Here is a 20094-nt window from a genome sequence, read left to right on the forward strand (position 1 = left end):
TTCTCAAAGTGTATCATATTCTTGGAGTTAAAGAGTATTAAGCTCTATTACTGAAAAAAAATAAGTTAATTGGAGGTAAAAATGGAAGAACTTAAGAAAATGATAGAAGAAGCTTGGGAAAACAGAGAACTTTTAAAAGACGAAAAGTATAAAGAGGCTATAAGAGAAGCTGTTGATCTTCTTGACAAAGGTAAAATCAGAGTTGCTGAAAGAATAAGTGTTGGAAACTGGAAGGTTAACGAATGGGTAAAGAAAGCTATTCTTCTTTTCTTCCCAATTTCTGAAATGAAAGTAATGGAAGTTGGACCTTTTGAGTACTACGATAAAATCCCATTAAAGAAGAACTGGGAAAAGCTCGGAGTTAGAGTTGTTCCCCCAGCAACTGCAAGATATGGTTCATTTATTGAACAAGGAGCTATTCTTATGCCTTCTTATGTTAACATTGGGGCTTATGTAGGTTCAGGGACAATGGTAGATACATGGGCTACAGTTGGTTCCTGTGCTCAAATAGGAAAAAACGTTCATCTTTCTGGTGGAGTAGGTATTGGTGGAGTCCTTGAACCTCCAAATGCTACTCCTGTAATCATTGAGGACAACTGTTTTATAGGTTCAAGATGTATCATTGTTGAAGGTGCAGTTATTGAAGAAGAAGCTGTTCTTGGAGCAGGAGTTGTGATAACTGCTTCTACAAAAATTATAGATGTTACTGGCGATGAACCTGTTGAATACAGAGGCAGAGTTCCTGCAAGAAGTGTGGTTATTCCAGGAACGAGAATTAAGAAGTTTCCAGCCGGAGAATACGGACTTCCTTGTGCTCTTATTATTGGTAAAAGAAAAGAATCTACGGATAAGAAAACATCTCTTAACGAAGTTCTTAGAGAATTTAACGTTCCAGTTTAATTAAGGGGAGCTTTTAGCTCCCCTTAACAATAACATCTCCTGTCATTTCTGGAGGAATTTTTTCTCCTAAGATATAAAGAATAGAAGGAGCAATATCTCCTAAAATTCCAATTACAGGAATTCCATCAAATTCAGAAGGAAGTTCCACATCTTGTTTTTCTCTTCTTTTAACACCAAAAGAACCACATTTACCTGTAATAACAACAAATGGAACGAAATTTGTAGTATGAGCGGTCCAAGGGTTTCCAGTTTCAGGATCTATCATCTGTTCAGCATTGCCATGATCTGCCGTTACTATACAGGTTCCCCCTTTCATTAGGGTTGCTTTTACTACTTTTTTAAGACATTTGTCCACCGTTTCTATAGCATTTATAGCAGCTTCTAAGTTTCCAGTATGTCCTACCATATCTGGGTTGGCATAATTAAGAACTATAAGTTTGTAATCTCCATTTTCTATTCTTTCTACAACTTTATCAGTTACTTCATAAGCGCTCATTTCCGGCTTTTTATCATAAGTAGAAACTTTTGGTGATGGAACAAGAATTCTTTCTTCTCCTTTAAAAGGTTCTTCTTTACCACCATTAAAGAAATAGGTAACGTGAGCATATTTTTCTGTTTCGGCAATTCTTAACTGTTTATACCCTAAGTTTGAGATAACTTCCCCAAGAACATTCTTTAAATCCTGGGGAGGATAGGCTATGTCAAAAGGAAAGGTTTCATCATAAAGAGTCATTGTTGCAACATATGACGGTTTAATAACTTTTTTCCTCTCAAAACCATTAAACTCAGGAATTGCCAAAGCAGAAACTATTTGTCTCATTCTATCAGCTCTAAAGTTATAAAAGAAAAGAACATCTCCATCTTCTACAAGACAGTCTGGAGAAATAACGTAAGGTTTAACAAATTCATCTGTTTCTTCTCTTTCATAGGCTTCAAAAAGAGCTCTTATTGGATCATCACATCTAAGCCCTTCTCCTAAAACTAACGCATCGTAAGCTTTTTCTGTTCTATCCCATCTTTTATCTCTGTCCATGTAGTAGTAGCGACCACCCATTGTGGCAATTTTTCCAATGCCAAGTTCATTGACTTTTTTGATAAGAGCTCTTAAGTACTTTTCAGCACTCTTAGGAGGAGTGTCTCTACCGTCAAGAATTGCATGAACACAAACTTTTTCTAATTCCTTTTTCTTTGCAAACTCAAGTAGTGCAAAAAGGTGCTCTATGTAACTGTGTACACCTCCGTCAGAAAGAAGTCCTATTAAGTGTAACTTTTTCCCTTTTTTCTTAGCTGTTTCTATAGCTTTTTCTATAACAGGATTTTCAAAAAATTCACCGCTTTTTATTGACTTTGTAATCCTAACTATGTCCTGCCAAACTATTCTTCCAGAACCAATGTTCATATGACCTACTTCTGAGTTTCCCATTTGTCCTTCCGGAAGACCTACAGCTTCACCTGATGCTGCAAGCAGACCTCTTGGATATGTTTCCCATAGATAATCCCAAAAAGGAGTATTTGCTAAGGCAACTGCATTCCCTTCTTTCTTTGGATTGTACCCAAAACCATCTAAAATTATAAGAGTTACAAACTTAGCCATATTTCTCTCCTTTTTCTAAATGAAAATTGTTCTCAATAAGAATAGTTATCATAGTAGACTTTTTCAAGATATAGTCCATCAGGAGGTGCCAAAAAAGGAGCAAACTTTCGGTTTTTCTTTTCTCTTATTTCCTTAATATCTTCAGGTCTAAGCTTTCCTTTTCCAACTTCAACTAAAGTAGCAACCATAATTCTTACCATATGTCTTAAAAAGGATCTTCCATAAAAAATGAAATCAATGTGAGATTCTTTTTTTACTATTTCGATATTATCCACAGTTCTAACAGGATTTATATCTACATTTCTATCGGATTTAGAAAAAGAAGTGAAATCAAACGTTCCTATCAAGAATTCCTTTGCTTTTTCCATCAAAGAGATGTCAAGCTGATAAGGAACAAACCACGAACGTTTGTATTCAAAAGGAGAAGGAACTTTTCTATTAAAAATCCTATATCTATATCTTTTTCCTTTAGCCCATCTCCTTGAGTCAAACTCTAAGGGAACTTCTTCAACAGAGATAATCTTTATATCTGGAGGTAAAAGACCGTTTAATGCAGATTGTAATTTGTAAAGAGGTATTTCTTTTTTCGTTTTAAAATTTGCTACTTGTCCAAAAGCATGAACTCCTGCGTCAGTTCTGCTTGCACCAGTAAGCTTTACTGGATGCTGTAAAATTCTTTCAAGAACTTTTATAATTTCACCTTGAATTGTTGGTTTTTCAGGAAGAATTTGCCATCCAAAGTAATTAGTACCAAGGTATTCAATGGTCAATTTTATATTTTTCATTTGATAACCTGAAGTATCTTCTCCTCTATCTCCTTTAGTAATTTTGCATCCGTTATTTTACGATACTCCATATCTGTAATGTAAAAGCTATCTATTACTCTATTTCCTTCCGTGGCTATAATAGCTCTTCTAAGTCTTGTATTCATTTCAAGAAGAACTTTCGTTATTGCATAAAGAACTCCGAGTCTATCATATGTAGACACTTCAACAATTGTGTATCTATCAGATGTTTTATTGTCTATTTTTACTTTGTTTACAGGAAGAGGAATATTTCTCCTAAAACCTTTTGGTCTTATAATGTTTTGTGGAAAGTCTTCAAAATCTAAGTTTCCAGAATAGAGCTCTTTTAAAAGTTTTTCAAAACTTTCCAATTTTTCACAAGGGACAGACTCTCCACTAATAGTAGATACATGAATTGTATAGACCATACAATCACATTCATCTTCTATAGCTTTATTAATGTTGGCTCCTTTTATATTTAATCCTAGGTAAGAAAGTATTCCCGCAATCTTATTAAACAAACCTCTTTTATACTTTGTAACAATTGTGACTTTTGTAAATCCAATATCTGGATAGCTTTCATAATAAATTGCATAGTCTTTTTCTTCTTTTTTTATTTCTTTCATTAAAAGAAGATGTTTAGCTATTTCATCTGACGGATAAGTTATTAAATAATCTCTATCTGCATTTTTAAAAAATTTTTCTATCGATTGAGCTTTTATTTTTCCTTCAACTAATTTCTTAACTTTTTCTTTTCTTCTTTTTAACTTTTCTGCTACTAATTCTTCTGCACTTTTTCCTTCAATAAAGAGAAAGTGAGTGGCATTATAAAGTTTCCACAACAGAGAACTCTTCCAGTTATCCCAAGCCCCAGGTCCTACAGCCTTTATATCTGCATAGGTTAAAAGAAAGAGCTTCTTTAATCTTTCTTCCGTACCGCATTCGTTTTTAAACTGTTCTATTAGTTCTGGATCTGAAATATCCCGTCTAAAAGCTATATGAGACATAAGAAGATGATTTTTTATAAGCCACGCTATTTCTTCAACTTCTTCAGAAGAAAATCCCATCTCAGATAAATACTTCTTTGCTAATCCCGCTCCAACTATCTCATGTTTTCCAGGTTTTCCTTTGCCTATGTCATGAAAGAGAGCAGCTATGTAAAGAATGTAAGGATTTTCTAAATCCTGAAGTATTTGGAAAAAGTCCTGTTTTTCTCTAACAGAAGTCTTTTTCGTTCCTTTTTCTTCTATCTTTTCAACTTCCCGAACAGTAAGTATTGAATGAATATCAGTTGTAAACTTATGATAAGTATCAAATTGAAAGTGTCCTCTGAGTCTTTCAAAATCAGGAATGAGAGCTCCTAAAACTTTACAATCGTGCATAAGTTCAAGCGTATAAGAAAGCCTTTTAGCTTTAAGAAGGATTTCCTTAAATTTAGCTAAGACTTCCTTTTTTCTAAATTTCTCCCTAGTTGTTTCTGCAGAAAGTTTAAAAAGAGAAAAAGCATTGGCAGAAAGTTCAAGTCCTTTTTCTTGAACTATTTTAAAACCTTTTAGGATAAGAAGCGGATTTTTTACAACACTACTTTCCTTTTCTTCGTCAACGTAAAGAGCTCCTTCATGCACATAAAATGTGTCTTCTATTAACTCTTTTGGTTTAAATAAAAGGTGGTAAATGAAATTTTTTTGTTTTTTCTCTATTTGTTCTAAGGATTTCTTTATTATTTCCTTAGTTATAACAGAAAGATCTATAGCCGAATTAAAGTAGTTTTTCATAAATTGTTCTATTCCTTTCCTATCTTCAGAAAAGCCAAAGTACTCAGCCACAACTGGTTGCATTTCAAAAGAAAGAATATCGCTTTTTCTTCCTGAAGATATATGAAGCTGATTTCTTACTCTTAAAAGGAAGTCATAGGCCGATATGACATCCCTAAAACTTTTCCAATCGATAATTTTTTCATCCAAAAATCCTGAATAGTTTTCTATCGAATAGACAATTTTTGCAATCCAAAATGCTTCATGGAGATCTCTTAATCCACCTTTGCTTTCTTTTACATTTGGTTCCTGATAATAAACAGTTTTATAAAATCGATCATATCTGTCGTTTCTAGCAATAATAATCTCTTCTACAAGAGAGTTTTTATTCTTTTTGACAAAGGATTTAAAGTTCCTTGAAAATTCAGAGTCAAGACTTTTACTACCAGCAAGAAATCTTTTTTGGAAAAGATTAGTAAAAACGGAAAGATCTGCTTCTGAAAGTTCTAAAGCTTCCTTAACACTACGCGGAGCAAATCCAACATCAAGCTTTAAAGATAACAGGAAGTAGTAGAAAGCTTCTATGTCTTCAAGGTGACTTTCAGAAAGTTTACCTGAGTAGATAAGGTTTACATCTATATCTGAATGGAAGTTGAGTTCTCCTCTGCCATAACCTCCAAGTGCATAAAATACAACAGGAATATCCCATTTGCCAAAAAACTCTTTGAATGCAGGTTTTAAAAGAGAATCAAGTGCTTTTCTAAGTTCATCAGCAACCGTAAACCCTGTTTCTTTTTGCAAGTGTAATTGTTTTATTCTTTCTCTTTCTGAAAAGAACTTTCCTTTTAAAGATTCAAGAACTTTCAATTTGTAAGACCTGCCAATTTCCAGAGCTTTTCAAAATTATCTTTGTAAGCTTTTATAACTTCGTTAGCATTCTTTATTACAACTAAGTTTTCATCATTTCTTTTCTCAGCGCTTCTTGTCCAATTAAAGCTTCCAGTTATAAGTGTTTTTCCGTCAATTACTGCATACTTATTATGCATTAAACCACCACCGCTTCCTCTTTTGTACCTAACAGGAATACCTTCAGCTTCTAATATTGGACCAACACAGTTTCTAGCTCTTGCTGTACCTTGGTCAATGATTACTCTTACTTTTACTCCCTTTTTGTGAGCTTTTATAAGAGCTCTTGCTATAGGTTTACTTGTAAAACTAAAGACAGCAACATCTATGTAATCTCGAGCATGTTCAATTTCAGAAATTATCGCTGAAGTACAGCCTCCTCTCGGAGAAAAATAAGGAGTAATGGTAGCTGCTTCTTTTGTTATTACACCTTTAGTTTCGCTCTGCTGACATGAAGAAAAGAAAAGAGAAAACAAAAGTAGTAAAAGAGCTAAAACTCTCATTTTGTTTTCTCCACTTTAACTTTCTCAACTACTGAGTTTTCTTGAGCAAGCTTTGAACCAACTACTGAAAGAATTAATGAGTTAAGCATAAAAAGAGCTCCCAATATAGCTGTTGTTTTTGTAAGAACTGCTCCAGTGTCAGCCCCAAAAGCTGAAGATGCACTTCCTCCACCAAGAAGAGAACTTGTATCTCCTTTTCCAGGTTGAATTAAAACAACAATTATAAGGAGAAGAGCAATAATTGCGTGAAAGATTAGTAAAGCAGTAAACATCACGCCTCCATATCAAACTTAACTATTTTTGCAAAGCTCTCAGCTTTAAGACTTGCTCCTCCAACGAGAGCTCCATCAATATTTTCCATCTTTAAAAGACCAGCAGCATTTTCAGGCTTTACACTTCCTCCATAAAGAATTTTCACAGAACTTGCCTTTTCATTTCCAAACATATCAGAAAGTACTTCGCGAATGAACAAATGAACTTCTTCTGCTAACTCAGGAGTTGCCGTTTTACCAGTTCCAATTGCCCAAACAGGTTCGTAAGCTATAACAAATTCAGCGTCTTTGTTAACATTTTTTAGGCCTTCTCTTATCTGTTCTTCCACAACTTCTTTTGTTTTTCCGTTTTCTCTTTCCTCTAAAAGTTCACCAACACAAAGTATTGGAATGAGACCATGATTAATGGAAGAAAGAACTTTTTTATTTATCAGTTCGTCTGATTCACCAAAAATGTGTCTTCTTTCAGAGTGTCCAAGAATAACGTAAGAACATCCTACGCTTTTGAGCATTAAAGGAGAAATTTCTCCTGTAAAAGCTCCCTGTTCTTCAAAGTACATGTTTTGTCCACCAAGAGTAATATTTGAACCTTCAAGCTCTTTAGAAACTGGATAAAGAGCTGTGAAAGGTGGACATATTAGAATGTCTCTATCACTAACATCTTTAACAAGATTTTTTAATTCTCTAACAAGCTCTATAGCTTCAGAAACTGTTTTATGCATTTTCCAGTTTCCAGCGATTAGAAACCGTCTCACAATCCCTCCATTAGGAAGCTTTTGTAAGCTCGTATTTTGGTTTACAGTTTTTTACTGCTTCAGCGTCAATTATAACCTTTTTAATGTCCTTTCTATGTGGAACTTCAAACATTACATCTGTCATAAGTTTCTCCATTATTGCTCTTAATCCTCTTGCTCCTGTTTTACGTCTTATAGCTTCCTTTGCAATTTCTCTTAGAGCTCCATCAGTAAATTCTAATTCGACTCCTTCAAGCTCAAGAAGTTTTCTATACTGCTTAACAAGAGCATTTTTTGGTTCTTTGAGTATTCTTATAAGGTCTTCTTCAGTTAATTCGTTTAAAGTTGCAATAACTGGAAGTCTTCCAATAAGTTCCGGAATTAAACCAAACTTTACAAGATCGTCAGGTTCAACATGTTTAAGAAGTTCACTTCTTTCAAGTTTATTTCTTTTGACATCGGCAGTAAAGCCCATTCCACCTTTACCTATTCTTTTAGCAATTATATCTTCAAGTCCTACAAATGCCCCGCCACAGATAAACAAAATGTTAGAAGTGTCTATTTGTATGTACTGCTGGTGGGGATGTTTCCTACCTCCTTGTGGAGGAACGTTTGCTATGGTACCTTCAAGGATTTTAAGAAGAGCTTGTTGAACACCTTCTCCGGAAACATCTCTTGTTATAGAAGGGTTTTCACTCTTTCTGCTTATCTTATCAATCTCATCTATATAAATAATTCCTCTTTCAGCTTTCTCTATGTCGAAGTCAGCAGCCTGAATAAGTCTGAGGAGAATGTTTTCAACGTCTTCTCCAACGTATCCAGCCTCTGTCAGAGTTGTAGCATCAGCTATCGCAAATGGAACATCAAGAAGTTTTGCTAGAGACCTTGCAAGAAGGGTCTTTCCTGAACCTGTAGGACCAATTAGTAAGATGTTACTCTTTTCAAGCTCAACTTCAGAAGTATCTTCGTTTGACATAATTCTTTTGTAGTGATTGTAGACTGCAACTGAAAGTACTTTTTTCGCTTCTTCTTGACCAACAACGTATTGATCCAAAAACTCTTTTATTTCTTTTGGAGTTGGAAGCTTATCAACTTTTACTGGAGCTCCTTTTTTCTTTTCCCCTTCTCCATGGATAAGTTCATAACATTCATCGACACAGAAATTACATATTGCTACACCGTTTGGACCTGTTATAAGAGCCTCCACTTTTGACTGATCTCTTCCACAAAAAGAACATTTTCTCATCGGAACTTTTGTTTCAAACATACACTTTACCTCTCTATATAGTTTTCAAAATCAAATAAGCTAAAATATATTCCTTTTTCGCTTGTGCAATCTCTTTAATAATTGCATTATAACAGTTGATTTGAGCTTTAAGAATAAGATCTAACAACAGCTTTCAAGTCTTTTAAATAATCATAGAGCTTGTTAACGTCTTGTTTATCGACAATAATAAAAAGTCGATATTTATCTACTTCTACAATTTGTAACCAGTTAAGATTTGAAAATTTGGAAATAATATCCTTTACAAAGTTTTCATAGTTAAATTCTTTATGATTTCTTAAATCAACTGCAAGAAAACTTAACTCTTTAGGAAAGGATTTACCTATCTTTATATTGTCCCACGAACTTAGCTTTCTAACTTTATCAAGGAGCTCTGATTCTACGAAATTCGTTTTGTAATCTGCGGCTATAGGTATTTTCTTTAAAACACTCATAGCAACGGAAAGAATTCGCGGATCGAAAAATTTTCTGTTTTCGTTTAAAAATTTTAAGGCTTCTTCTTTTGAAAAAGCAGATCTATAAAGTCTTTTCGAAGTTAAAGCATCATAGACATCAGCTATCGCAAGAATTCTTGAAAGATATGGTATTTCTTCGCCCTTTAGACCATCAGGATAACCAGAACCATCCCATTTTTCATGGTGATGTTTTACTGCGTCAGCAATACAAGACATTCCTTTTATTTCCTTAAGCAAAGAATATCCAACTATGGAATGAAATTTAACAATTTCAAATTCTTCTTTAGTCAATTTTAATGGCTTTAATAAGATTTTATCAGGAATTGCTATTTTTCCAATATCGTGCAAAAGTGCTGCTTTTCTTAAGTTTTTTAGTTCTGATTCATCTAATCCTAAAGCTTTTCCTATTTCACATGCGTAATACGCAACGTTTTCTGAATGACCCCTAGTGTAAGGATCCCGGAGCTCAATGGCTCTTGTAAAAGATTTTATGATTTCATTTAATCTTTTTTCTTCAAAGATTATGTGCCTTTTATTTAAAAGAATAGGAATAAGTAACTTTATAGTAAAAGGTATAAGAGTTTTCCTATACATATGTCGTTTTGATTTACCGATTCTTATTATTATAGGATGGAATTTGAACTCATCATAATCAGATTTAAGTCTTCCTAATTTAAGATAAAAATTTTCTAAGTCTGTCTTTATTTCTATAAAATTTACCTCTAAAAAGGACATAAGTTTGAATAAAACAGCCTTTAGTCTTAAAAAAGAAAACTTTTCTTGAAGATTTCTCATAATTTCTTGTATTTCAAAAAGTTTTAAGACTATGTTTCCAAATATTCCGAAAATACAGGAAACTATAAGTGCAAGCAAAAATGAAAATTCAAAAAAAACAATTGATGGAGCTACTAACTTATTGGGATAATTAATAAAAATTATAGTGAGGAAAAGCACATAGACCACAACCAAAAAATTTTTCCAACCGTAGAAGAGAAGATATAAGAAATTTAAAATAATAAAGTAAGTCTCGGATATAAAACTAACGCCCGTATTAAAAAAAAGATCTATCAACGAAGCTAAAATAGGTGCTGTAAATACTAATATTCCCAATTTTGAAGAATCTTTATAGTAAATTAATAAAGATACAACGACTTGAATTAATCCTGGACCAATATAATAAAGAGCTAACGTACGCCAAACTCTAAAAAGTTCAATATTTCCTGAAACATAGTTAAGAATATTTCCTATGAAAAATATAAAAGCAAGAAATAAAGCAACTTTTAAATTGATAAATGCAAAGAGCTTATTAAAACTCTTTCTTTTTAAAAAAAATGTTAAATCCACTGCCATCCAGTGTTCCTTCACTTTTCGTATAATATAAAATAATGTTAACAAAAATGGAATTTATGTTTAACATATGCAAGGAGAAAAAATGGTAAAAGTCAAAATATGCGGATTAACAAGTTTAGAAGATGCTTTAATAGCTACTGAGGCAGGAGCAGATGTACTTGGATTTATTCTCTATCCAAAAAGTAAAAGATTTATAAAAGCAAAGGAAATAAGGAAAATTACATCAAATCTTCCTCCTTTTATACTAAAAGCAGGAGTTTTTGTTAATGAGGATCCAAGAAATGTACTTGAAATCCTTAGTTACGCTCACTTAGATTTTGCACAGCTTCATGGAGATGAAACTCCAAAAGAGTGTGAGTATATCGGAAAGGATAGGGTAATAAAGGTATTTAGATTGAAAAGTGTTGAGGAAGTTGAAAAAATAGAGCCTTACATTGGAAAGGTAAGAGCTATTCTCCTTGATACTTACTCAAAAGATTCTTACGGGGGAACAGGAAAAACTTTTGACTGGGAGATTGCAAAAGCAGTTAAGGAAAGATTTGACGTTCCTCTCATTCTTTCTGGTGGACTAAACCCTGAAAACGTTGCTAAAGCTATCAAAGAAGTCAATCCTTATGCTATTGATGTAAGCAGTGGAGTTGAGATTGAACCAGGAAAAAAAGATAAGAAAAAAGTCTTACAGTTTATAAAGTCTGCAAAATGCTACTAATGATTACGATTTAAAGTGAAAAGCAAATTTTTTGCTATGAAGAAAAAGTTATAGGAAATCATTATAGCGAAAACGCACTTCTTAATTAGCTTTCTAGAACGAAACATACAATAATGTTTTTTTTACTTTCTCTTGCAAACAAATTTTATAAGCATAAAATTAAAACAGAGGTTAAATTTAATTAAAAAACTATTTTAAGGAGGGAGAAATGTTTGGAGGATTCTTTGGAAGAAGAGGAGGATATGATCCTTTTGAAGATATCTTCAGACAGTTCCAGGAAATGGAAAGATTTATGTCTGAAATGATGAGAGGTTTTGGAAGAGAATTTCCTGGATTTGAAGCAGGTTTTGAGCCACGAATAGAAATGTACGAAACTCCAGATGAGGTAGTTGTAAAGGCTGAAATGCCAGGTCTTGACAAAGACAGTATAGACGTTAAAGTAAGAGGAAACTACCTCATTATAAAAGGTGTTAAAAAGCAAGAAAAGAAAGATGAGAAGGAGAACGTTTTCTTTAGTGAAAGCTTTTACGGAGAGTTCCAAAGGGTAATACCTTTACCAGTAGAAGTAAAAGAGGAAGGAATAGAAGCAATTTATGATAAGGGAATACTTGAAATTAGACTTCCTAAAGCAGATTCTGCAAGGAAAGAAGTTAAGATTATTGTTAAAGAACCTGAAAAAGATGAAACAGATAAGAAAAATGAGGAAGAAAAATAATCTTTCTAATCATTAAGTATGGGCACCTTAAGAAAGGTGCCTATGTAATTTCAAACTACTGAAAGAATTTTTCCCCAGTTTGCTTTTCTTTCTTTTTTTCTTTCGTCATCAGTGTGAACTACTCCTTTAACAATTTTAAGAAAAAGACTATTTAATAAAAATTATTCTTATTAAGATGAAAAAAAGTTTTGACATTGCGTGATTTTGGTATTAAACTTAAATTAAACATAGAAGGAGGTAATAATGGCACCAATCCTGGCAATTAACAATGTAAAGTTAACTATTGATGAAAAATTAATTCTTAAGGGAATAAATCTAATTGTCAGAAAAGGAGAAATTCACGCCATTTTAGGTCCAAACGGTGCAGGGAAATCAACTCTTGCAAAGCTCATTATGGGAATTGATAATCTGAAAACTCCAACAGAAGGGGAAATTGTCTTTGATGGAAAGATTATTAATGGTCTTGAGATTTATGAAAGAGCAAGGCTCGGAATAACTCTTGCTTGGCAAGAACCTGCAAGATTTGAAGGAATAACCATAGAAGAGTACTTAAAACTCTCTGGGAAAAATAATCCAAATGTTGATATTAAGAAATGTCTAGAGAAAGTAGGTTTAGTTCCTGAGCTCTACCTTAAAAGGTATGTTGATGAGTCTCTTTCTGGTGGAGAAAGAAAGAGAGTAGAGCTGGCAAGCATTCTTGCTCTCAAACCCAAGTTTGTAATTCTTGATGAAATAGACTCAGGAATTGACTTTACCTCAATAGAGGATATTCAAAAAATTTTAGAAACTATGAGAGATGAAGGAATAACAATCTTAATGATTACTCACAACGAAAAACTTCTTGACGTTGCTGATAGAGCTTCCTTACTATGTGCTGGAAAGGTTCTTGATACGTCAGATCCTCAAACCATAAAGAGAAAGTTTGAAGAATGTAAAGTTTGTGATGTGTTAGACTTTGAATTAAAGGGGGAAAAAGATGGAAAAGATAGATAAACTTCTAAATAATATCCTTTCTTTAGGATTGCCAGAAGATGTACTTAAAAATCCTTCTATTGTCATTGAAGGGCATAAAGTTGTTAAGGAAGTTCCTTATCCAGGAATTCTGCTTGAAAAAAAGGTTTTAGATGACAGAATAAAAGTTAGCTTAAAAGTTCTTCCAAATATTACAGTTGAGAAGCCAGTCCATATGTGTCTTTCAAAACTTAGTCCAGGAGATCAACTTATTGATATTACTATAGATATTGGCGAAAACTCAAAAGTAAAGATGGTTTCCCATTGTGCCTTTAAGGGTAAGAATATCAAACACATAAGTAGAACTAATTTTAGAGTAAGAAAAGGAGCTTCTCTTGAAGTTTCTGAAATTCACTATCACGAGAAGGATATAGATATTTTAATAGACGCTAAGTCAGAAGGTGTAGTAGAAGAAAAAGGTTCCTATAAGAGTCTTTTCAAAATAGATTCAAATAATGCAGGAAAGGTCAGAATAGAATACACCGTTGACATTCTTGACTATGCAACTGCAGATATTGAAACAAAAATAGCAGGAAGAGATGGAGATGATATATATGTGAAAGATATCATGTATCTAAAAGGTAAGTACTCTAAAGCTATAGCTAAGAGTAGATTAATGGCTCTTGGCAACACTAAAGCTGAGTTTTACGGAGAAACTTATGGATTTGGAGATTACTCAAGAGGTCACATTGACTGTTCAGAAATAGTAAGAGGCAATGAAGTTACAGTAAAAGCTATTCCTATAGTTGTTGTTAATAACGAAACTGCAAAAGTAACACATGAGGCTGCTGTTGGTAGCATTGATAAGAAACAACTTGAAACCTTGATGGCAAAAGGACTTGACGAAGACGAGGCTGTTGACGTAATTGTTAAAGGAATGCTAGGGTAATAACCATTTAAATATAAGGAGAGAAAGATGAAAGTATTTGGTCCAGAACCAGAAGGCAAAAGAAAACATACACCCGTAATTGAAGCACCTGCAAAAGTAAAAAAGGGTGAGTGGTTTGATGTAAAGGTTGTTGTTGGTAAGGATATTGCACATCCAAATACAAAAGAACATTGGATTGCGCATATATCCCTTTGGGCTGGAGACTTCTTGGTAGCAAAAGCAGATCTTGAACCTGAAAAGGCTGCATCAGAAGTTATTTTTAAAGTAAAACTTGAAGAAACAACAACCCTTACTGCCCATGCATACTGCAATCTTCACGGCCTCTGGCACAGTGAAGAAGTAACCGTAGAAGTTGAGGAATAATTTCTGGCGCCCTTACGGGCGCCATCAAATTGGCTTAGGTGAAATGGGCTTAAGGAATAAGAAAAAGAGAAAGAATCTTGATAGCGTTAATGTTTGTTAGTTACGCTACTGTGTGTTATATTGATTTTTCGAAGATAAGCTTAGGAATAACTATCTTTTTGAGAATTTCTCTTCACAGTTATTGTATTCCTTGGCTTTGACAAGTTGTAGTGTATAGAGTTAGATATAGAACAGGTTGGAAGATTTTTGATATACTTCACACAAAGTAATTCGTTTTCGAACGATTGCAGGAGCCTAAAAGATGAAAATAGAAAGAAAAGTTTATGAAGAAAAATTTTGGAATATACTTGAGGATTTATTTGCAGGAGCAGAAGTAGAAGGTAAAAGTGGATATGTAAATCTTCTGAAGGTAAAAAGAAAATATTTTAAAAATTATTTAAAACCAAATCTCTTAGAGTATATAGACAAGCAGTTAAAAGATTTTCCAGATTTTAAAGAAGAACTCTATCAAAAACTATATTCATTCTTTCACAGATATTTTTCTGAAACAGGAAGTATATATTTTTCATACACACCGCTTTACTACAAGATATACGATAAAGTTTATAAAAACGAAGGAAAGAAAGAAGTTTACTTTAAGCCAAGTGAGTTTGATTCCAATACAGATTTTGAACAAATCTTATCAGATAAAGAAGATGTAAGCCTATTTTGGAAAACGCATATGCTTTATTACATAAAAACAGACAAAATAATTCGTTCCATGAAAGTAGAAATACCAGAAGAAGCATTAACTTTTTACTTTGACGCATCAGAAATAGAACTAAAAAAAGCAAATGAAAAAAAACAGTTAATTTATGAATTAAAAGAAGTAAAAGAAGATGGAACTATAGTATTAAAAGTTTTATATTCCGAAAGAGGAAAGAAAACAAAAGAAAAAGAAATAATAAAGCAGGTAAAAAAAGTATACAAACACTCAAGATTGACAGAAGAATATCTAAATAAAGCAATAAAAACCTTTGAAAAACAGGCAAATGTAGATTACTTCATAAACAAAAATGCAGAAAAGTTTTTAAAAGAACAGTTTGATTTATGGATGTATCAGTATCTCTTTTCACAGGAAGCAAGTTTTGATTTAAAAAGATTCCAAGAGCTTCAAGCATTAAAGAATATAGCTTATAGGATAATAGAGTTTATAGCACAATTTGAAGATGAATTAAGAAAGATATGGGAAAAACCAAGATTAGTATTTAACTCAAACTATGTAATAACACTTGATAGAATAGCAAATAAAGAAGAAGGAAAAGAAATTTTAGAAGAAATAATAAGCCAGTTAAAAGAGCAGGAAAAAGAATTTAAAAAGAGTATAAACCAGTTAAAGAAGATAAAAGAGAATTACAAATCTTATAAGGAAAGATTTGAGAATCATCAAATAAAAAATCAATTAGAGGAATGGTATTTATTAGACATAATAGAAGAAGGTTTTGGAGTAGATGGGATATTAAAAAATGGTGAGTTAAACGAAAAATGGAAGTTTTTACCTGTTGATACAAAATACTTTAATGGATTAAAAGAAAAAATAGAAGAAATATTTGACATAGATGAAGAGTTAGATGGAAGATTAATAAAAAGTGAAAACTGGCAAGCATTAAATACAATACTGCCAAAGCATAAAGAAAAAATACAAACTATTTATATTGACCCGCCGTTTAACAAAGAGCAAGAAGCAGATTATTACTATAATGTGAATTATAAAGATTCTACTTGGATAACAATGCTTGAAAATAGAATTTCTTTAGCTAAAGAGTTATTGAATGAAAAGGGAAGTATTTTTGTAAGATGTGATTACAATGGAAATATGTATGTAAGAATGCTTTTAAATGAGATTTTTGGGAAGGAGAATTTTAGAAATGAAATAGATATTAAAAGAAACCAATCTTTACCTAAAACAGGAGATGTTAATTTAATAGAAGAAACAGAAAATCTTTATGTATTTGGTAAAACAAATAAGTTTTATTTTATAAACCAATTGATGGACAGAGAAAAACCAAAATGGGTGGATCTAGGGACTCGTCCATCAGATGTAGAAGATAATCCTCCAAGAGTAGTGGAAGGCAAAGAGTTTTATCCTCCAAAATACAGGAGATGGGCATATTCGCAGGATAATATTGATGAGATGTATGCTAAGGGAAGATTAAAAATAGAAAATGGAAAAATTAAGATATTATTAGACAAGAGAAAATTAGGAAGTAATTGGACAGATATTCCTGGATATTCTACAGTTCCGACTTGGGGATTTAAAACCGAAAATTCGGAAGTATTACTCAAAAGAGTTATCCAATCAACCTTAAACGAAAGAGATATAATCTTAGACTTCTTCCTTGGATCTGGAACAACAACAGCAGTAGCACATAAGTTAAAAAGAAAATGGATAGGAGTAGAGCTTGGGGAACATTTTTACTCAGTAATACTACCAAGGATGAAAAAAGTTTTATTCTATGACAAATCAGGCATAAGTAAAGATAAAGATGTAAAAGAACTATATAATGATAAAAAGGCAGGTGGATTTTTCAAGTACTATGAACTTGAGCAGTATGAAGATATATTAAAAACAATAGAATATGCAGACATAGATGTAGAAGAATATTATGAAAAATTAGCTAATGTTTTAGGAGAAGATTTTAAATCTTCAAAAGCAGAGCCATTTATATTTGATAAAAAATTAGCAAGAGTTGTTGATGAAGAAGGTAATATAAATATACAGAACCTATATCCAGATAAAGAAATAGACATTGCAGAAAGTATATCAAATGTATTAGGAATAAGCTTTAATCAAGCAAAAGAAAATATAAACAACAAAACTTTAGCAAAACTATTAAACATTTAAGGTGATAACTATGGCAACAAAATTAAAAGCACAGCCTTATATAAAACTACAACAAATAGCCGAAGAAATAGAAATAAAAAATCCAAACTGGGATATATTAGATAACACATTTTCAACACAAAAAACATTATTTGACTATCAACAGCAAGCACTTGAAAATGCATTAAAGATATTATGGAAATACTTTGAAGACTTACAGGAAAACAAAGAAGAATTTGCAAAAATATATAAAGATTTAGATATATACGAAGACTTACATATAAAACTAAAAGGAAATAAACACGCAGAATTGTTAAAAGAATTTTTCAATGTAGAAATAGACAATAAAGGTAATGAATACATACCATTTAGCGAAATTTCAAACAGAATGTCATTTTGGATGGCAACAGGAAGTGGAAAAACACTAATCATAGTAAAACTAATAACACTACTTCATAAACTAATGAAACTTGGACTAATTCCTAAAAAAGAAATAATGTTTCTAACCTATAGACAGGACTTACTTAAAGCATTTAAAAAACATGTAGAAGAATACAATCAAGGAAAATCACTTGAAAATCAAATAAAGCTAATCTCATTAAAAGATTATGAAAAAGAAAAAAATCAAAAAGACTTTTCAAACAGAGTATTTATTTACAGGTCAGATTTAATATCAGATGAAAGAAAAGAAAACATACTAAACTTTAGAGATTATTTAGAAAACCAAAACGAAAAGCTAATAGGAAATTGGTATTTAATATTAGATGAAGCACATAAAGGAGACTCACAAGAAAGTAAAAGACAGAATATATTTTCAATCCTAACACAAAAAGGTTTTTTATTTAACTTTTCTGCAACGTTTACAGAAGCTATTGATATAGTCTCAACAGTTTACAACCTTAACCTAAACGAATTTATAAATAAAGGATATGGTAAACAGATATACGTATCAAATGAAGAAATAAATGCATTTAAAGAAAAATCAGATTTTAACGAGAAAGCAAAAAGAAAAATAATCTTAAAGAACCTAATAAACCTTACAGCAGTAAAAAAAGCATACGAAAAGATAAAAGATGAAAACCTATATCACAATCCATTATTAATATTTTTAATGAATTCAGTAAACACAAAAGACGCAGATTTAAAATTAGTATTTAAAGAATTAGCCAAAATCGGAAAAAATATAGACCAAAATTTATTTAATGAAGCCAAAAATGAACTAATAGAAGAATTTAAAAATGCAAAATACACACTTGGAGAAGGAAGCTACACATTAGATTTTATAAATGAGTTTGTAGAAAAGATAGATAAAAATCATATTTACCAATATGTGTATAACTCAAGCACAGGTGGGAATATAGAATACATAATAAATCCAAACCAGAAACAAGAAATAGCACTAAAACTTGATACATCAGATAAACCATTTGCACTTATAAAAATAGGTGATATATCAAAATGGATAAAAGAAAATCTAACAGAATATAAAGAAAATGAAAGCTATGAAGAAAAAGGATATTTTGAGAACCTAAACAATCCAGATAGTCCAATAAACATACTACTTGGAAGTAGAGCATTTTATGAAGGATGGGATAGCAATAGACCAAACATAATTACCTTTATAAACATAGGAACAGGAACAGATGCAAAAAAGTTTGTTTTGCAAGCAATAGGTAGAGGAATAAGAATAGAACCTTTACCAAACCAAAGAAAAAGATTAGATAGATTAGCAGTTAACAATCAATCATTAAATCAAAAATTGGAAGAATATAAAAAAGAGATAAAAACATTAGAAACCCTTTTAGTATATGCAACAAACAAAAAAGCAATAGAAACAATACTAAAAGAATTAGAACTTGTAAAAAAATCTGAAGGATTTGAAGAAGTATCCTTATGGAAGAATGAAAGGATAAAAAAAGAAAACCTATTATTGCTAATACCTTCATATGCAAAAAATAAAGAAAAAATAATAAATCAAGCCTATCCTGTTAAGTTTAGAATGAGTAAAGAGAATTTAGACATTTTAAAAATATACTTTCAATTAATGCCAGTAGAAAGGTTTATACTTGAATATGAAACAGATATTGAAACCTATAACTCATTAAAAAAGATAGTAGAAGAAAGTAACAAATACATAGCAATAGATAAAAACAGAAACTATAAAGATATAAAAATGCTTATAAATTCACTTATAAATCATATAAATGCCGAAACAGAAGACTTTAATGAGTTTATACCTGTAAATGACAAAATAGTCCATTTTAGAAAAATAAAAGTTAGAAATGATTATAAGGATAAGTTTGTAAAAGCAGTAGAAAAAGTAAAAGATAGCGATGTAAATAAAGCTAATATCATAAAGGAAACTCTAAAAGGACAGGGAATTGAAGGAAATATAATTGAAAACACTATAAAATCATTACTACAGCAAGAAATAGATGATGTAAAAATAAGAAAACTATTACAGCACTATTACATACCAATTATCTACACTAAAGAAAAAAAAGACTGGATAAAACATATAATCAACATAGAAAGTGAATATGACTTTATCGCAAACCTATTAGAAATAATAGATGACATAGATAAGCATTACGATTGGTGGATGTTTAGTAAATTAGATGAGCATTTAGATAAAGAGATTTATATACCTTATGTGAACCAAGGAAAAACAAAAAAATTCATTCCTGATTTTGTTTTTTGGTTAAAAAAAGGAAATGACTATAAAATTTTATTTATAGACCCCAAAGGTAGTGTATATTCTTCATATTTAGAAAAAATAGATGGATACAAAAGCATATTTGAAGAAAATGGAAAACCAAAAACATTTAGAATAAATAAAGGAAATTCAAACCTAAACGTAAAAGTAGATTTAAAACTTTACACAAAAGACACGGTTTCCGCTATAGCAGGAACAGAATATAAAAAATACTGGATAGATAAGAAAAGTATGAAAAATGTTTTTATCACGTCCTCTAAATCATTGAATAGCCAAAGTACAAAGTAATA

General features: G+C 31.6%; 16 protein-coding genes. 8 read left to right on the plus strand and 8 right to left on the minus strand.

Annotation, left to right across the window (positions count from 1 at the left end):
- Positions 1-81: 81 nt before the first annotated feature.
- Positions 82-900, plus strand: a complete 819-nt coding sequence (locus DESTER_RS02995) for a 2,3,4,5-tetrahydropyridine-2,6-dicarboxylate N-succinyltransferase (RefSeq protein WP_013638187.1) — start codon at positions 82-84, stop codon at positions 898-900.
- Positions 901-913: 13 nt separating this feature from the next.
- Here DESTER_RS02995 and gpmI read toward each other — a convergent pair whose 3' ends face one another.
- From gpmI to DESTER_RS08035, 8 genes are all read right to left on the minus strand, one after another.
- Positions 914-2494, minus strand: a complete 1581-nt coding sequence (gene gpmI / locus DESTER_RS03000; protein WP_013638188.1) for a 2,3-bisphosphoglycerate-independent phosphoglycerate mutase — start codon at positions 2492-2494, stop codon at positions 914-916.
- Between the two features lie 32 nt (positions 2495-2526).
- The gene (gene truA / locus DESTER_RS03005) at positions 2527-3279 is read right to left on the minus strand and encodes a tRNA pseudouridine(38-40) synthase TruA (RefSeq protein WP_013638189.1); all 753 of its coding nucleotides are present in this window, start codon (positions 3277-3279) and stop codon (positions 2527-2529) included.
- Positions 3276-5900, minus strand: a complete 2625-nt coding sequence (gene glnD, locus DESTER_RS03010) for a [protein-PII] uridylyltransferase (protein ID WP_013638190.1) — start codon at positions 5898-5900, stop codon at positions 3276-3278. The genes truA and glnD overlap by 4 nt, the downstream gene beginning before the upstream one ends.
- Positions 5897-6442: a phospholipase D family nuclease gene (locus tag DESTER_RS03015; protein ID WP_013638191.1), complete on the minus strand. Its 546-nt coding sequence runs from the start codon at positions 6440-6442 to the stop codon at positions 5897-5899. Before DESTER_RS03015 ends, glnD begins: the two co-directional genes overlap by 4 nt.
- Positions 6439-6714: a preprotein translocase subunit SecG gene (gene secG / locus DESTER_RS03020; protein ID WP_013638192.1), complete on the minus strand. Its 276-nt coding sequence runs from the start codon at positions 6712-6714 to the stop codon at positions 6439-6441. The genes DESTER_RS03015 and secG overlap by 4 nt, the downstream gene beginning before the upstream one ends.
- Positions 6714-7469 (minus strand): triose-phosphate isomerase, encoded by a 756-nt coding sequence (gene tpiA, locus DESTER_RS03025; RefSeq protein ID WP_013638193.1) that lies wholly within the window; start codon positions 7467-7469, stop codon positions 6714-6716. The genes secG and tpiA overlap by 1 nt, the downstream gene beginning before the upstream one ends.
- 10 nt (positions 7470-7479) lie before the next feature.
- Entirely contained in the window at positions 7480-8715 is a 1236-nt protein-coding gene (gene clpX / locus DESTER_RS03030) for an ATP-dependent Clp protease ATP-binding subunit ClpX (RefSeq protein WP_013638194.1), read from the minus strand.
- Between the two features lie 107 nt (positions 8716-8822).
- The gene (locus DESTER_RS08035; protein WP_013638195.1) at positions 8823-10538 is read right to left on the minus strand and encodes an HD-GYP domain-containing protein; all 1716 of its coding nucleotides are present in this window, start codon (positions 10536-10538) and stop codon (positions 8823-8825) included.
- A gap of 82 nt (positions 10539-10620) precedes the next feature.
- Between DESTER_RS08035 and DESTER_RS03040 the strand changes: the two genes are divergently transcribed.
- From DESTER_RS03040 to DESTER_RS03070, 7 genes are all read left to right on the plus strand, one after another.
- Positions 10621-11247 (plus strand): phosphoribosylanthranilate isomerase, encoded by a 627-nt coding sequence (locus tag DESTER_RS03040; RefSeq protein WP_013638196.1) that lies wholly within the window; start codon positions 10621-10623, stop codon positions 11245-11247.
- Positions 11248-11455: 208 nt separating this feature from the next.
- Positions 11456-11962: an Hsp20/alpha crystallin family protein gene (locus DESTER_RS03045; protein WP_013638197.1), complete on the plus strand. Its 507-nt coding sequence runs from the start codon at positions 11456-11458 to the stop codon at positions 11960-11962.
- Positions 11963-12205: 243 nt separating this feature from the next.
- Positions 12206-12955 carry an ABC transporter ATP-binding protein gene (locus DESTER_RS03050; RefSeq protein ID WP_013638198.1) on the plus strand — a complete coding sequence of 250 codons (750 nt, stop codon included), beginning with the start codon at positions 12206-12208 and terminating at the stop codon, positions 12953-12955.
- A complete protein-coding gene (locus DESTER_RS03055) occupies positions 12939-13862 on the plus strand; it encodes a SufB/SufD family protein (protein WP_013638199.1) in 924 nt (307 codons plus the stop codon). The genes DESTER_RS03050 and DESTER_RS03055 overlap by 17 nt, the downstream gene beginning before the upstream one ends.
- Positions 13863-13889: 27 nt before the next feature.
- Positions 13890-14225 (plus strand): class II SORL domain-containing protein, encoded by a 336-nt coding sequence (locus tag DESTER_RS03060; RefSeq protein WP_013638200.1) that lies wholly within the window; start codon positions 13890-13892, stop codon positions 14223-14225.
- A gap of 301 nt (positions 14226-14526) precedes the next feature.
- A complete protein-coding gene (locus DESTER_RS03065) occupies positions 14527-17109 on the plus strand; it encodes a site-specific DNA-methyltransferase (protein ID WP_013638201.1) in 2583 nt (860 codons plus the stop codon).
- A 10-nt stretch (positions 17110-17119) separates the two neighbouring features.
- Positions 17120-20092, plus strand: a complete 2973-nt coding sequence (locus DESTER_RS03070) for a DEAD/DEAH box helicase family protein (RefSeq protein WP_013638202.1) — start codon at positions 17120-17122, stop codon at positions 20090-20092.
- Positions 20093-20094: the final 2 nt, after the last annotated feature.

Source organism: Desulfurobacterium thermolithotrophum DSM 11699 (assembly GCF_000191045.1).
Lineage (GTDB): Bacteria > Aquificota > Aquificia > Desulfurobacteriales > Desulfurobacteriaceae > Desulfurobacterium > Desulfurobacterium thermolithotrophum.